The organism is Novosphingobium sp. (assembly GCF_965228995.1).
Taxonomy (GTDB): domain Bacteria; phylum Pseudomonadota; class Alphaproteobacteria; order Sphingomonadales; family Sphingomonadaceae; genus Novosphingobium.
Window position 1 is genome coordinate 2353378 of sequence record NZ_OZ245852.1, and the last position, 15275, is coordinate 2368652.

The window sequence follows — 15275 nt, forward strand, 5'->3', positions numbered from 1 at the left end:
TAATGGGCCTGGGGAGGGCAGCCGGGAGGTGGGTGCCGCGCTAGTGCGGCGCGTTCGATCGCTGTGGTCTGCTACTCATGCGCGCCCTCCGCTGACTGGACAGCCCAGGCTTCGAGCAGCGCGTCACGGCTGCGCATGCCCATGGCGGGAAGGGCATGATTGACGACGTAAGTCGCACCGGAATGGCGATTGTCCCACATCGACTGGTGCGCTTCGGGGAGGCCGTCCCATGCGACGACTTCGGGCTCGGTCACTTCGAGGAGGCCGGCCGCGATCATGTCGTTCATGCGCGCGACTTCGAAGGCATTGCACAGGTGCGTGCCGAGGATCGCGGCGGTAGGCATGAGGATCTTGCGCTGGCGGGTCCAGACTTGCGGCGCGTAGAAGGTGAAGCGGCTGCCTTCGCAGTCTTCGGCGAAGACGACGCGGCCGGTGAAGGGCTTCACCAGCGAGGTCGAAACACCGAGCGTGTCCTGGCCGGTCCGCTCGAACACCAGATCGGGCGCGCCGCGCGGATTATCGGGCGAACGCAGGATCTTGCCGATGGCCGAGCCGAACGGCTTCATCACGCGGTCCTGATAATCGCGCACGGCGGCCTTGAAGACTTCGATATCGACTTTGGCATCGGGCAGGCGCGGCATCGTGTCGGGCCAGAGGAAGTTGTCCCCCTCGCGCCGGCGGATGGATTCGAGGCTGACGATGCCTTCGATGGCGTCCTCCAGCCCTAGCGAACCAAGGAACTCGCGCTGGCCATCGGTCGTGGTGGCGACAACGCTGCGCGCGTTGAAGCGGCGCGCGGCCTCGATGATTTCGAGGCCCATGTCGTCGAGCAGCGCATCCGAGCCGGGGCCGTAGTAGATCAGCACCGCTTCGCCGCCGCGCAGCGCGGCACGGCGCAGCATCTCTTCGGGGCTCGCCTTGCCGGGCTTGCCCATGAAGCTGAAGTGATAGCCCGACGAGGCACCGTAGAACGCCAGCGTGCCGCCCTCGGCAAGGAGCTGGAAGCTGCGCGGGAAGGCCGTCTCGCCGGCGTGGCTGACAACATAGTCCGCCAGCTTGCCGCCATTGAGTGCCTTGTATTCCTCTACCAGCGAAGCGCCTGCTGCTTCCCATGCGCGGGCTTCTACCGCGTCTTCGGGCACCGTGGTGTAGAGATCGGCGAAGCGCGGGTCCTTGCGGTTGATCGCGCCGACCGCGCCCTGCTGGCCGGTGATGAACGCGGCGCGGTCCGGGCTGGAAACGAGGCCCGTGACCTGCAGGCCGGTGCGCACCGAGGAGCGCAGCGCATCGAGCCCGGTGCCGGTGGCAGCACCTTCGACGAACAGCGTGCGGCCCGGCGCGATCTGCAGCGTGGTGAACAGGCAGCGCGAGATCGTGCCGAGATTGAGCACATAGCTGCCCGCCTGCTCCAGCGTCAGGTTCGGCGGGACCTTGTGCATCTGCGGTGCCTGCACGGTGAGGAACTGGGCGTGGCTGCCCGTCTCGGTTTCGTAGCCCTGGATGGAGAAATCGGCATACATCGGATCGTTGCCGACCGCGGGCGAGAGCAGATCGTTGGTGCCCGAATAGACCGTGACCAGATCGCCGACCTTCACGCGGCCCTCGGCGCGCGTCTCGCTGCCGAGTGCGGCGACGAGCGCGATGCCGCCCGAGCCGGTGATCTGGACGTCTTCCTCGTGGCTGTCGAAGGGCGAGACGGGGATGCCGGTAAGCGCCCAGATATCGTTGAAGTTGACCTCGCTGGTCAGCATGTAGAGCAGCGCTTCGTTGGGCGCTGGCTCGGGCACCTTCACGATCAGTTCGCGCTCATGCGTCGCGGGCGGACCGAAGCGGGGGGCGCCGGTATCGGGATCGCGGGCAATGCCGAACGCGTACTGGTATGGCGGGATAGCGGTGACGCCGGGGTAGAACGGCGCACCAACGAGAAGCAGATCGCCGTTCGCTTCCAGCGCGGCGGCGCGGGTCTCATGCTCGGCGTCGATCCACACGCCGTCGCGGCGCACGGGGAGTGGGGGCGCGACCTTGTCCATGAACTGGCGGATACCGGTCTTGCCGCCCTCGGGATCGATGATCGCCTCGGCAAACAGCGCCGCCTCGCGCGCGAGACCGGCGGACATGCCCGAAGCAAGGCCGGTGCGCACGGCATCGAGCGCGCGAGTGCCTGCAGGCCCCCGTCCCGCCCAATCGAGCTGGCGCAGGATGCGCTGCAGGAAATCGTCCTGAAGCACCGCATCGAGTTCGACAGTGGAAGGCTCGTCCCACAGCACGGTCGCTTCCTCGCGCGCGGCGAAGGCCTTGCCGAGTGGGCTGTCCGCCCCGCGCTTCACCCAATCGCGCACCATCGCGTGCGCTTCGGCCAGCGCATCGCGGTGGCCATCGGCGAGCGCATCGACGAGGCCGATCTCATGGGCCTGCGCCGCATCGATGCTGCGTCCGCCGAGGATGAGGTCGAGCGCATCACGCACGCCAGTCGCGCCGTTTCGGTCTGCCAGGAGGCGCGGCAGGCGCTGCGTGCCGCCATAGCCCGGAAGCAGGCGCAGGCGAATTTCGGGCTGGCCGAAGCGCGCTGTGGTTTCTGCCACACGGACGTGGCAGGCGAGCGCAAATTCCATGCCGCCGCCGAGCGCAACGCCCTGGACCGCCGCGATGCAGGGCTTGCCCATCAGCTCGATCTTGCGGAAGGCGAGCTGCGCGTTGTTCGGCAGCACCAGCGCCTCGTCGTGGCTGTGGATTTCCTCCAGCATCTGCCGGATATCAGCGCCCGCGACGAACGAGGAAGTGCCTTCGCCCGTGAAGACCACCGCGACGACATCGTCCTTGCGGCTGAGATGCTCGACCACGATCACCAGCTCGTCGATCGCGCGTTCGTTGAGTGCGTTGACCGGCGGGTTGGTGACGGTGACGGTGGCGACGCGCTTGCCGGGGGCGACAGCGTTGTACTGGATCAGGAAGTAGCGATAGCGCTCGAACAGCGATTGCTCCTCGCTCAGGCGCTGCTGGCGCTGCCACGCGTCGATCGCGGTCTTGAGTTCGGTCAGGCTTTCCGGGTTGCGCAAGGTGGTGACGTCACCCAGCTCGCCGCCCTCCACCAGAGCGCGGACCATGCGGCGCATGTATTTGCCCGAGCGGGTTTCGGGGAACTGGCTGACCTCGATGAAATCGGCCGGAACCGCAACCGCGCCCTTTTCGGTTCGGACGAGGTTGAACAGGCGCTGGCGGTCTTCCTCGGTGAGCTTGCGGCCCGCCACGGGGACCACAAACGCCAGCGGGGTCAGCCCCTTTTCGCGGTGCGGCGCGCCGACGACAAGGACGTTGCCGACCGGCGAATTGGGATCGAGCGCCTTGTCGCGCAGGACCGCGCCTTCGATTTCCTCGGTGCCCATGCGGTGGCCCGAGACGTTGATGACGTCATCCGAGCGGCCGTGGAACGAGAACGAGCCGTCTTCATGCGCGATGGCGAAATCGCCCTGGGTATAGGCCCAGGCGCCCTGCCAGCGGCTCCAGTAGCCGGATTCCCAGCGGCCGGCATCCCCGCGCCAATCGCCCAGCACGCTGCCATCCTTGACGCGGAAGTTCTCCACATCGCCCCAGATCGTGCGCGCGAGATAGGGGTAGGGGGCGGCAATGACGATCTCGCCCTTTTCGCCGGGAGCGGCGCGGCGCCAGCTGACGCCTTCGCTGCCTGAGCGGGTGAAGGGCGCGGCTCCGGGGCTGGCGTTTTCGTCTTCCACCCAGACTTCGCCGACGATCCACGGCAGCGGGAAGGCGTGGGCATCTGCCTTCAGCGGATAGTCAGCGTTGCCGTAGAAATGTGTCCAGGCAATGCCGCCGTGCTCGGTCGCCCAGTAGCTGTTGATGTACTGCCGGGTCACATGCTCCATGCCGAAAGCCTGCACGGACGGCGAGGTCGGTTCGGCGCAGAACGTCGCCACCCGCAAGTGGCTCATGTCGTAGCGCTGCACGTCTGCCAGGTTCGACGGATCGGACATGATCGACTTGAGGAAGGTCACGCCCGCCTTGAAGATCGTGACCTTGTGGCGCTCGATCATTGAGGCGAAGCGGCCCGCATGCGGGAATACGGGCGAGCCTTCGGACACGACCGTGGTGACGCGCGAAAGCAGCGAGCCGGAGATCTGGTAGCTCTGCCCGGTGATCCAGCCCGGATCGGCGACGACGAAGATCGTGTCGCCGGGCCGCGCATCGAACGCGACCTGCATCGAGTCCGCGATGCCGGCGGTGTAGCCGCCGTGGACGTGGACGATGCCCTTGGGCTTTCCGGTCGAGCCTGAGGTATAAATGAAGAACAGCGGATATTCGGAATCAACGGGCAACGGCTTCGAGCTCGCCCAGATCGCGCGAACGAATTCTGCGTCAGGCAGCGCCATCAGCGCGTCTTCGCTGGCGACGCCCGCCTTCTCGAGGATCGTCTCCAGCGCTGCGTCGGTCAGCTCGTGGCTCCACCGGTCGCGCTCGGTGCGCCATACGATATCGGGCTGCGCGGTGTGGCGCACGACGATGACGGTATCGACGCGCGGCGGCAGGGTGACGAGGCTTGAGGCAATGGCAAGCCGCACGCGGGCAGCGTCGCTGGTGCCGATCCGGCCGGATTCGCCGAGCTTGATCAGAGCACGGCCAACCCCGCGCATGACGTCGGAGCGTTCGACCGTAACTTCGCCGGCCAGCGTTTCTGCGACGGTATCGGTGATGACGGCAGCATCAGCCGCGTCAAGGCCGAGGTCGGTCGCGGCCAGCACGGCAAGCGCGGTCGAAACCGGCACATAGTTGTCGAGCGCGGGGTCGGTATACGCGGTCTTGAACGCGGCAACCTGCGCGTTGCGATAGCTGCCGTCCGAGGTGACGATGACGCGCGCACCGGCGTCCGCAATGCGGTCCGAAAGGGTCTTGTCGCTGAAGCCGCCGAACACGGCGGTGTAGACGATCCCGAGACGCTTTGCCGCTTCGGTCCAGAAGATCTGCGGCACGATGCTCGGCATGTTGAGCGCAATGCGGTCGCCCGCCTTGAGGCCCAATGCTTCAAGCGCGACGGCGCACTTGGCGACTTCCAGCAGCAGGCGCTTGCGGCTTACGGAAAATGTATCGACTGGCGCGCCGCGCCCGCCGTCCGCCGCCATGTCCCAGCGGTCGCCTTCGAAGATCAGCGCGGCTTCGGCGCCGTGTCCCGAAAGGACATGACGGTCGATCTCGTTGAACGCGGCATTGGTCCGCGCACCGGTGAACCAGCGCCAGTGCGGCGGATTGCTGTCGTCGAACGCCTTGGTCCAGGGCGCGAAGGTCGCCGGGAGTTCCGGCGTGACGGGGGCGGCGGTGGCGGCATCCCATCCTGTCCATGCACCGGCATCGGTCTTCGTCAGCCAGGCACCATCCGGCCCGCAGTTGGCGACGAACCAGTGGATCCGCCGCGACGCGATATCACCGTGAAACGCGCCGGGATCCGCGAGTGCGGCAGCGCGCATGGCTTCCCAATCCGCGCGGGTACGCACGGGATTGATTTCGGCCTGCGGGGCCCTCTCGATGACATGGCCCTCGGTCATGACCGAATCGCCTCTCCCTTTTTGGTGTTCAGAAACAGAGGGAGCCTCAACGACGAAGTCTTGGCAATATCCTCACCCCACAGAGCGGTAACCCGCAAGAAACTGCGAAAAATCGGACTTTATGGGAAATATCGTTTGTTTCTCGCACTATGCCCGAAATGGAGATTTCTGGTAGAGTGGTTCGCGCTCACGGCATAAATTTAACCGTTCAGGTTCATAGTGCGAGAGCGCCGGCAAAGCCCGTTCCAGGTGTTATCCACAGGATAACTGGCACAATTTCATCCCGAATGTAACTTTGCATTGATCCGGCAACAGGAATCATGAGCGCCCGTTCCTGCACCGGAATCGATGCGTTCGGTTCGTTCCGGACCTGAATAAATGCCCCTTGGGGCATGTGCGACGAGCCGAGTGAATTACGCCGTCTGTTGCAGCAGAGTCGCACATTTAAGGCGCAATCAGCCCGCCGCGATCCGCAGTTCGGCTTCCATCATCCGCCGCATCTCGAACTTCTGCGCCTTTCCGGTGACAGTCATGGCGAAGCTTTCAACCACGCGAACGTGGCGCGGAACCTTGTAGTGCGCGATGCTCCCGCGGCAGTGCGCGAGTATGTCGTCCGGTCCGAGCGAGGCCCCGGCACGGGCGATTACCCAGGCGCAGACTTCCTCGCCATAGCGCTCGTCGCTGACGCCGAAGACTTGCGCATCGGCCACGTGCGGGTGGGTGAGGAGGAACTCCTCGATCTCGCGCGGGTAGATGTTTTCGCCGCCGCGGATGATCATGTCCTTGATACGGCCGGTGATGCGGACATAACCCCTGGCATCCATCGTCGCGAGATCGCCTGAATGCATCCAGCCTTCCGCGTCGATCGCCTCGGCGGTCTTGGCTGGATCGTCCCAGTAGCCGAGCATGACGGCATAGCCGCGCGCGCAGTATTCGCCCTGTTCGCCTATGGGCACGGTCTGCCCGTCCGGGCTGACGATCTTCGCCTCCGCATGCGGGTGGACGCGCCCGACGGTGCCGACGCGTTCCTCGAGCGGATCATCGCGCGCGGTCTGGGTCGTGAGCGGGCTCGTCTCGGTCATCCCGTAGCCGATGGTGACTTCGCGCATGCCGAGCCGGTCAATCACCTGCCGCATCACGGTGACGGGGCAGGGTGAGCCGGCCATGATGCCGGTACGCAAGCTCGATACATCGGTGCTGTCCAGCGCGGGCTGGCCCAGTACCGCGATGAACATGGTCGGTACGCCGTAGAGCGCGGTGCAGCCTTCCGCCGCGACAGCGTCGAGCACAGCAGCGGGATCGAACGCCTCGCCGGGATAGACCATCGCCGCGCCGCTGGTGAGGGCGGCAAGGTTGCCCAGTACCATGCCGAAGCAGTGGTAGAGCGGCACCGGAATGCAGATCCGGTCTGCCACGGTCAGCGCGATGGTCTGTGCTGTGAAATAGCCGTTGTTCAGGATATTGCGGTGCGTCAGCGTGGCGCCCTTGGGAAAGCCGGTGGTTCCGCTGGTGAACTGGATATTGATCGCGTCATCGGGCCCGAGGCCAGCGCCCGCAGCGGCAAGTGCGTCCGCATCGGCCGGGATTTCGAGCTTATGCCATGGCAGGAAACCTTCGTGCGTTTCTGCGCCGATGGTGATGATATGCCGCAGATGAGGCAGCCGCTCCGCTCCGATCTCGCGCAGCATGGCAAGGTACTCGCTGGTCTTGAAACGCACCGCGGTGACGAGCACGCTGCATTCGACCTTGTTCAGCGCATACTCGACTTCGCTCGCCCGGTAGGCCGGATTGATCGTCACGAGGATCGCACCAATCCGCGCGGTGGCGAACTGGATCAGGGTCCATTCCGCGCAGTTGGGTCCCCAGATGCCGACCCGGTCGCCTGCCGCGACACCCAGCTGCAGCAGCCCCGTCGCGACGCGGTCCACCGCAGCGTCGAGCTCGCTCCAGCTGTAGCGCAGGCCCTGGTGGCGCGAGGCGAGCGCAAGGCCTTGCGGCCAGCGCGATGCCGCCTGGCGCAGGGCCTCGCCGATCGTCGTATCGAGCAGGGGCGTGTCAGTCTGCCCCCTGGCATAGGACAGCATGCTCATCGCTTGACGTTGATGACCTGAACCTGGGTGTATTCGGCAAGGCCCTCGACCGATTGCTCGACGCCGAGGCCGGACTGCTTGAAGCCCGCCATGGGAATGTGCGGCCCGATGGCAATATGCTGGTTGACCCAGACCTGACCGCTTTCGATGCGTGAGGCGATCTCGCTCGCGCGCTGCACGTCCTTCGACCAGACCGAACCGCCTAGGCCATATTCCGAGGCATTGGCGCGAGCGATGACATCTTCGACATTGTCGAACTTCACCAGCGGCAGGATCGGGCCGAATTGCTCCTCGTCGACGATCTTCGCGCCATCGGTCACGTCACGCACGATGGTGGGCGCGATGAAGTAGCCGGCGCGTTCCAGCGCCTTGCCCCCGGCGACGATCGAGCCCTCGGCCCGGGCAGCATCGAGAAAGCCTTTGACCTTCTCGAACTGGGCCGCGTTCTGGATCGGGCCGATCTGGGTGCCCTGTTCCAGCCCGTCACCGACGATGGCTTCTTCAGCCAGCCGTGCGAGTTCGGCACACATCGTGTCGTAGATATCGGCGTGGACATAGGCGCGCTTGATCGCAAGGCAGACCTGCCCGCAATTGAGGAAAGCATTGCCGAAAATCGCCGCTGCAGTTTCCTTCACATCGACGTCGTCCAGAATGATCGCGGGATCGTTGCCGCCCAATTCCAGCGTGATGCGCTTGAGCGTGTCCGCCCCGCTTGCGGCGATCCGCTTGCCGGTGGCGGTCGAGCCGGTGAAGCCGATCTTGGCGACATCGGGGTGCGCGGTGAGGTGCGGGCCAAGGTCGTTGGCATCGGTGAGGATGTTGACGATGCCGGCCGGGAAGATCTCGCGGCAAAGCTCGCCCAGCAGCAGAGCGGTGACCGGGGTGGTCGGCGCCGGCTTGAGCACGATGGCATTCCCCGCAAGGACCGCCGGGCCAATCTTCCAGCACGCGACCAGCAGCGGGAAATTCCACGCGATGATCCCGACGACGACCCCGAGCGGCCGGTGCTTGACCGCGATGTAGCCGGCCGCGTCATCCTGGATCACGCGGTCGGGCAGATCGAGCGTGGCGTAGTGGCGCAGGAACCCTTCGGTCCACGCCACTTCACCAAGCGCTTCGGGAAGCGGCTTGCCCTGTTCCTGCGTGAGGATGCGGGCAAACTCGTCCCGGCGCGCCACGATTGCATCGGCCAGTTCGTTGAGCTTTGCGCTCCGCTCGGCGAAACCGAGCCCACCCCACGCGGGCTGGGCTGCCTTTGCGGCGGCAATCGCCGCGTCGGCCTGCCGCACCGAAGCGCGCGGCACCACGGCGAATGTCTCGCCGGTCGCCGGATTGATGACGTCCATCGTCATGTCACCATCGACGAGCTTCCCGCCGATGAGCAGCTTGTAATCAGCCATGGTCCTCTCCCGGGCGGGGAAGCCTTTTTCCGGCTCCTCCCGCCGCTAGTTGCCGATCAGAACTTCACCCCCGCTGTCACGCCATACATCCGCGGATTGCCGATGTGGTTGTAATCGAAGCCGAAGCCCGAAAGCAGGTCGATGCGCGAGGTGAAGTAGAGCTTGTTGCCGAGATTGCGCGCCCAGGCCGAGACGGAGAACCGGTCGTCGGCGCTGGTCCAGTCGATGTGCCCGCCATAAAGCGCGTACGAAGGCTGGCGCAGGCGCGGCACGTTGATGTTCTCGAAGAACTGGCTCGACTGGTACGACATCTCTGGATGCAGCGAGATGGAGCCGAAGCCGCCCTTGAGCACGGTCCAGTCGACACTGGCGTTGAAAGTCAGGCTCGGCGCGTTGGAGAGGCGGTTGCCGCTGACATTGACGCCGCTCACCGTGCCGGTCTTGATCTTCGTCGAAAGCAGGCCAAGCCCGCCGTGGAACGTGAAGGTATCGGTGGCGCGCACCGTGAGTTCCGCCTCGGCGCCGAAGAGCCGCGACTTGGGAATGTTGAGCAGCTGCTGCGCCGCGGTTGCCGGATCGACGTTGATGAACTGCTGGTTCTTGTAGTCGTAGTAGAACCCCGCCATGTTGAGCGTGATGCGGCGGTCCCAGAACTGGGTCTTGGCGCCGACTTCGTAGGAAGTCACCTGCTCCGCCTTTGCAACGCCAAGCTCGTAGCTCCCGAAGAAGGCCTGCGCGTTGAAGCTCGGCGCGCGGTAGCCGCGGCTTACGCTGGCGTAGAGCAAATTGCCGCTCGACAGCTTGTAATCGAGGCCGATCTTGCCCGAGACGTTGTCAGTCTTGAACGCCAGGTTCGAGAGCGGGATGAGATTGGCGACGAAGCTGCCATCAACGCCCAGTGCATCCGAAGAGAACCCGGTCTGCGAGCCATCGTCGTGCGTATAGCGCAGGCCGCCGCGCAGGGTGAGCGCGTCCGAAAGCTTGTATTTAAGGTCGGTGTAGAGCGCGAAGCTCTTCTTGAGCTGGTCGAACTGGTTGCGCACCTTGCAGGCAACCGGCAGGCCGGCGGCGCAGTCTGCGGCATCGATCTTGCCATCGCCGTTGACGTCAGTGCCGTTGAGCACTTCCAGCGTGGTCTGATTGTAGACCTTCTCGCGGTTGTAATAGGCGCCGAGAATGAAATCGAACGGACCGCCGGTGTTGCTGGTGAGGCGCAAGTCCTGCGCGAACTGGCTGGCCCGGTCGCCATAAGGCACTTCGAGGACCTGCCCGGAAATGCCGTCAGTGTCTTCCTTGAAGAACAGCGAGCCCTTGTCGTAGCTGGTGATGCTGGTGACGGCGAGAGTATCCGAGACGTCGACATTGACAGTCAGCGCCAGCGAATTGGTCTCGGCGCGGCGCTTCTCGGGCACATTCGACGAGATCTGGAAATTGCCGAGGCCCGGGCGGTTGACCGCTTCAGGCTGGGCAAAGATGCCGTAGTTCTGCGGCTTCTGGTAGCTGTGCGAGGCGCGCAGGGTGATCTTGACGCCGTCCGTCGGCTCCAGCTTCAGCGTGCCGCGAATGGCCCATTCGTCGGTGCTGGCAAGATCAGGGAAACCCGGGTTGACGTTCTTGAACCAGCCGTCGCCCTTGGAATAGGTGCTCGCGATGCGCAGCGCAGCCTTATCGCCCAGCGGCACGTTGATGGCGCCATTCACGTCGAAGCGGTTGTAGTTGCCATAGCCGAAGTTGACGTAACCGTTCGTCTCGCCAAGCTTGGCATCGCGGCTGATCAGGTTGACTGCGCCGCCGGTGGTGTTCTTGCCATAGAGCGTGCCTTGCGGCCCGCGCAGCACTTCGACGCGCTCGATATCGTAGAGCGCGATACCAAGAAACGCGAAGTTGCCCTTGTAGACTTCGTCGTAATACGTCGCGACCGGGCTCGATTGGTTGAGGCTGTAGTCCGACATCGAGACGCCGCGCAGCGCGAAGATCGGTGTATTGTCGCCCACGGTCGAACTGATCTGCAGGTTGGCGACTTTGGTGACGAGGCTGTCGACGCTGGTCACGCGCGCCTTGGCCAGCGCATCGCCGCCGATGGCCGAGATCGAGATCGGCACGGCCTGCAGGTTTTCCGAACGCTTGGCCGCTGTCACGACGATCTCGCCGGTGCTTTCGGCATCCGTACCGGTCGTGGCCTGTGCGGCCTGCTGGGCCAGGGCCGGCTGCGCCGCAAGGAAGGCGGCCAGCGCGGCGCTGGAAAGAAAGACGGTCCTCATGTTCATTCCCTCGCTTCTTTTCTAACTGCTCTGCTTATTGTGATTGACGCTCTTGCGTCTTGGCAAAACCGGCCACCAGACGCGCTCTCATGGCGGCGCGTTCCAGGCGGAGCGGGTTTTGGCGCAGGCGCCCGATTTCCTCGGCCGTGTAGGGCTGGAAATTCTGCGGCACATGTGCCGGATCGAACCGGAAGATGGTCCAGTTGACGAGATTGGCGAGGCGGTCGTCGGGCAGATCGACAGTTGCCACGCCCGGAACGCGGCCGATGAACTCCCGCCCGCCGGGTACTGTCAGAAAGCGCGCGACAATGCCGCGCATCGGCGGGTTGGAATTATCGTCACCGCTGCCGTCCGGTCGGTGGCAGCCCTGACACTTGAGCTGGTAATCGGTGCGCGCCTGATAGGCATCGCGCACGCCGGGAATGGCCGCCTCATCCGCCCGGACTGCCGCGCCTGCCGCCAACCCGAGGCCGAGCGGAAGCACGGCGAGAAGGGCAAGGCGGCCGGGCTTCATTGGCCGCCCGCGCTGGCGTGGAGCTTGCCGACGTCCTGCGCGGAAAGTGCCGCACCGCCTGCCCGGATGCCGGCGACTTCCGCTTCGGCGAAGGGCTTGAAGGCGGGCCCTGTCTTGGTGATTTCGGTCCCGACGTGGTTGAGCACGGCGGCCACCGAAGCGTCATCAAGCGTTGCCTGCGCGGGCATCACCCCGGCGAAGGGCTTGCCGCCGACCTTGATCGGGCCGCTCACGCCGCGCGTGACGACCAGCGCGAGATAGCGGCGCCCCGCCTCACTCGAGGCCATCACGCGGAAGTCCTCGCCCAGCGGCGGAAATACCCCCGGGACGCCGGCACCGGTCTTGGTGTGGCAGGCGGCGCAACGGGCGTAGATCGCCGCGCCATCAGGGGCCGCGTGGACGGGGAGCGTCAGGCCGACAAGAACCGCCCCGGCGCTCGCCGCGACTGCAAGAGCCGCGCGCCTCACTTCGCCGCCGGCAATGCTACGCCGATGACCGCAGCCACCGAGCAGTTGTAGACCGAGCTCTCCGAGCCCAGGCACCAGTTGTAGTCGTTGTTGGACTGCGGACGGACCTGCGGGCGGTCGCCCTCGTTGCGGTTGCACAGGCACTGTCCGCACGAGGACGTACCGCAGCAGTCGTTGTAGCTGATGACGTAGGCGCGGCCGTCAGCCGGGTTGGTGCAGGTGCCGATCCAGGTGATCGGCGACATCTCGGTCCCCGGCGGGCACGTGTTGACCGAGCCGCCGCAGCACGAGCACAGGAACCCGTCGATGGCACAGTAGCGCCAGTAATCGCAGCTCGAACGGTCGCCCGGATCCTGTTCCAGCCCCGAGATGATCGCGGGCCGGGCTGCGCCTGCGCCGTGCGGCCCATGTGGTGCTTCGGGCGCGGGCGGCGTGGCCGCGCGGGCCACCGGCAGCAGCGGGATCGAGGCGGCGCCGGTCATCCCGGCACCCAGCCAGGCTAGCAGCGAGCGGCGCGAGGTTCCCCGGGCAATCCCGCGCGCAAGGTTTTCGGTCAGCTTGTCGAAACGCGCCATGGATCAGGCCTCCTGATGAGTAGCTTGGCGGCGGGCGAGAAATTCCTGGATCGAGGCGACGCCCCGCTCCTTGGCCTCGAAGAGGCTTTCGAGATGTTCACGGCTGTTGACGAGGCCGAGCGAGGCCACGCGGCCTTCCTCGTCGAGCAGTACGGCATAGGGCAGCTTGGAGACGCCGAAAGCGCGGCCGAGCGCTTCGGAAAGGACGACCGGCATCGCGTCGAGCCCGTGATCGCGAACCATTGCGAGATAGCCGGGCTTGCCGCCGTCACCCGCCACCACGATATCGAGCCAGCCGGCTTCAGCGCGCGCGGCGCTGCGCACGATGGGCAGCAATGACTTGCACATCGGGCAATCCGGTGAGGCAAAGAACAGCAATTGGCTGCGCCCATCGCGTTGGCCGCCGATGGCGACACCGACGCCGTTCATGTCGGCCAGCGTCATCGGCGTGGCCTTTTCGCCGAGCGCGACTTTCTGGTGCAGGGTCAGCGCGCCGGCGGGGGCGATCCGTTCATGCAGCACGCCGACTTGCCGCGCGAGTGCGGCGATCAGCAGGGCCTGGGCGATCACGGCCGTCCACAGCAGGATCTGGCTTGTCAGCATCATGCGGTTTTCCAGTACGGTGCGGGGATCGCGAGAAGTTCGCTGGCCCCAAGGTAAAGAGCGATGAGCCCGGCCGCCGCGAACGGCGCATCGAGCGAGAAGGGGGCATCGGGCAGCAGCGCGACGATCCCGGCGAGGACGGCAAGGCCAGCGGCGCGCAGCACCAGCGCGGTGGAGACCGGCTTGCTGCGGGCGGCAAGATCACAGCCGCAATCGAGCGTCTCGCCGCGGCGGCGGGCTAGGGCAAGCGCGTAGGTCCCCCACACCAGCGCCGCAATCACGCCGCCAAGTACGCGGACCGGCGCTGCCAGGAGGCACGCAGCGGCCACCAGTTCGAGCGTCCCGGCAAGGATCAGCAGCAGCTGCGCCGGAACTGGCCCGACACCTGCCAGCCGTGCCGATGCCTCCGTCAGCCGCTCGCGCGAGAGCGCCTTGTGCAGCGCAGAGGCGGCCAGCAGCGCGGCGCAGAACAGGACCAATGCCGCCATCAGGGCACCTGGATCAGGATCGGATTGGCCGCGACCGTGGCGCCCAGCGTCCGCACGAAGGCACCGGTCGCCGCATCAAAGATGTCGATTGTGCCGTTTGCCTGCGCCGCCACCAGATGCGGCGTGCTTTCCTTCGTCACCGCGATGGCGAGCGTCTGGCCCTTGAGCGGAATGCGCAAGGTGCGCGCCTTCTTGGCAGGATCGACAACCCAGACTTCGGTCCCGCCGTCCTTGTGGCTGCCTTCCTTGCCGTAGGGGCTCATCAGCACATAGAGCTTGCCCGAAGCGTCGGCATTGATGACCTGCCAGCCGCCGGGGCGCCATTCGGGTGATCCGCCCTCGGCCGTGCCCACGCTGAAGGTGCCGGGGATCGGCTTTGCCACGGTGCCCGAGAGATCGAAGCCCTGGATCATCCCGTGGAAGCTGACGAACCACGCGGTTGTGCCGACCATGGCGGGGGTGCTGAACAGGGCCTGGTTGTCGATATTCTGCACGTGGGCGACTGACTTCGACGAGGCCGCCGCGCCATTTGCATCCAGCGCCACGCTGAACAGCGAGCCATCGGCGCACAGGCTGGTGAAGCCGCGCTCGCCCGTCGGGTAGATCTGCGAGCAGCCGGGGAGGTCGATCTCACCCAGCACCTTGCGCGCGGCAAGATCGACGACGGTCACCGACTGCGCAGGCGTGAAGTTGGCGACCAGCGCCCACTTGCCGCCATTGGTGAACTGGAACAGGTGCGGATATGTCACCGATTGCTGGCGCTTGCCGCCGGGCAGCACGATCTCGCCCTTGGGCTGGAGCGTCGCCATGTCCCACACGGTGATCGCATCGGTGCGCTCACCGCGGGTAAGGCGGGGGTAGAACGTCTCTGCGGTATACAGCTCGCCCTTATCCTTCGCGATGAGCAGGTTGGCGAACTGTGACGCGCGGACAAGGCCTTTGAGCGGCTGCACCGGATCGGCCGTGTCCACCACCGCGACGCGGCCATCCACGATCGCATTGAAATGGAAATCGTGCACCGTCACCCAGCTCTGCGGCCAGACAGCGGGCAACTTCGCAACGCTCGGCAGGCTTTCTTCTGCCAGCGGCTGCGGGAAGCGGTTCTCGGCTGCGGCGGCCGGCGAAGCCAGCAATGCGGATAGGCAAAAAGCAGCAGATGCGAAAACGGGCGCGATCGGTCGCATTCTATTCCCCTTTCAAAACGGGCGGACCCCGCTTTCCCTTCCGGGAACTGACCCAATCGGCATAAAATTGTCAACTGTCCTAAATTGGACGTTGGACATAAATTCAACCTGCGCTAGGTAATCGGCACGGCGCCAGACCAA

At 65.5% G+C, this 15275-nt stretch carries 10 protein-coding genes; all 10 read right to left on the bottom strand.

What is annotated here, in order from left to right; translation table 11 throughout:
- Window positions 1–71: 71 nt before the first annotated feature.
- The gene (locus ACO056_RS10920) at window positions 72–5552 is read right to left on the bottom strand and encodes an AMP-binding protein (RefSeq protein ID WP_421846601.1); all 5481 of its coding nucleotides are present in this window, start codon (window positions 5550–5552) and stop codon (window positions 72–74) included.
- 455 nt (window positions 5553–6007) lie between these two features.
- Window positions 6008–7642 carry an AMP-binding protein gene (locus ACO056_RS10925; RefSeq protein WP_421846603.1) on the bottom strand — a complete coding sequence of 545 codons (1635 nt, stop codon included), beginning with the start codon at window positions 7640–7642 and terminating at the stop codon, window positions 6008–6010.
- Window positions 7639–9042: an aldehyde dehydrogenase family protein gene (locus ACO056_RS10930; protein WP_421846605.1), complete on the bottom strand. Its 1404-nt coding sequence runs from the start codon at window positions 9040–9042 to the stop codon at window positions 7639–7641. The genes ACO056_RS10925 and ACO056_RS10930 overlap by 4 nt, the downstream gene beginning before the upstream one ends.
- A gap of 56 nt (window positions 9043–9098) precedes the next feature.
- Window positions 9099–11303: a TonB-dependent receptor gene (locus ACO056_RS10935; RefSeq protein WP_421846607.1), complete on the bottom strand. Its 2205-nt coding sequence runs from the start codon at window positions 11301–11303 to the stop codon at window positions 9099–9101.
- A 34-nt stretch (window positions 11304–11337) separates the two neighbouring features.
- Entirely contained in the window at window positions 11338–11817 is a 480-nt protein-coding gene (locus ACO056_RS10940; RefSeq protein ID WP_421846609.1) for a cytochrome C, read from the bottom strand.
- Window positions 11814–12284, bottom strand: a complete 471-nt coding sequence (locus ACO056_RS10945; RefSeq protein ID WP_421846611.1) for a c-type cytochrome — start codon at window positions 12282–12284, stop codon at window positions 11814–11816. Before ACO056_RS10945 ends, ACO056_RS10940 begins: the two co-directional genes overlap by 4 nt.
- Window positions 12281–12859 carry a methylamine dehydrogenase light chain gene (locus tag ACO056_RS10950; protein ID WP_421846613.1) on the bottom strand — a complete coding sequence of 193 codons (579 nt, stop codon included), beginning with the start codon at window positions 12857–12859 and terminating at the stop codon, window positions 12281–12283. The genes ACO056_RS10945 and ACO056_RS10950 overlap by 4 nt, the downstream gene beginning before the upstream one ends.
- 3 nt (window positions 12860–12862) lie before the next feature.
- A complete protein-coding gene (locus ACO056_RS10955; RefSeq protein WP_421846614.1) occupies window positions 12863–13465 on the bottom strand; it encodes a methylamine dehydrogenase in 603 nt (200 codons plus the stop codon).
- A complete protein-coding gene (locus tag ACO056_RS10960; RefSeq protein ID WP_421846616.1) occupies window positions 13462–13950 on the bottom strand; it encodes a MauE/DoxX family redox-associated membrane protein in 489 nt (162 codons plus the stop codon). Before ACO056_RS10960 ends, ACO056_RS10955 begins: the two co-directional genes overlap by 4 nt.
- Complete coding sequence (locus tag ACO056_RS10965) at window positions 13950–15083, bottom strand: amine dehydrogenase large subunit (RefSeq protein ID WP_421846618.1); 1134 nt, start codon at window positions 15081–15083, stop codon at window positions 13950–13952. The genes ACO056_RS10960 and ACO056_RS10965 overlap by 1 nt, the downstream gene beginning before the upstream one ends.
- Window positions 15084–15275 lie beyond the last annotated feature (192 nt).

Bases quoted from the DNA above. Each gene is read 5' to 3' on its own strand.
- ACO056_RS10920 (WP_421846601.1), bottom strand. From the start codon at position 5,552: ATGACCGAGGGCCATGTCATCGAGAGGGCCCCGCAGGCCGAAATCAAT.
- ACO056_RS10925 (WP_421846603.1), bottom strand. From the start codon at position 7,642: ATGAGCATGCTGTCCTATGCCAGGGGGCAGACTGACACGCCCCTGCTC.
- ACO056_RS10930 (WP_421846605.1), bottom strand. From the start codon at position 9,042: ATGGCTGATTACAAGCTGCTCATCGGCGGGAAGCTCGTCGATGGTGAC.
- ACO056_RS10935 (WP_421846607.1), bottom strand. From the start codon at position 11,303: ATGAGGACCGTCTTTCTTTCCAGCGCCGCGCTGGCCGCCTTCCTTGCG.
- ACO056_RS10940 (WP_421846609.1), bottom strand. From the start codon at position 11,817: ATGAAGCCCGGCCGCCTTGCCCTTCTCGCCGTGCTTCCGCTCGGCCTC.
- ACO056_RS10950 (WP_421846613.1), bottom strand. From the start codon at position 12,859: ATGGCGCGTTTCGACAAGCTGACCGAAAACCTTGCGCGCGGGATTGCC.
- ACO056_RS10955 (WP_421846614.1), bottom strand. From the start codon at position 13,465: ATGATGCTGACAAGCCAGATCCTGCTGTGGACGGCCGTGATCGCCCAG.
- ACO056_RS10960 (WP_421846616.1), bottom strand. From the start codon at position 13,950: ATGGCGGCATTGGTCCTGTTCTGCGCCGCGCTGCTGGCCGCCTCTGCG.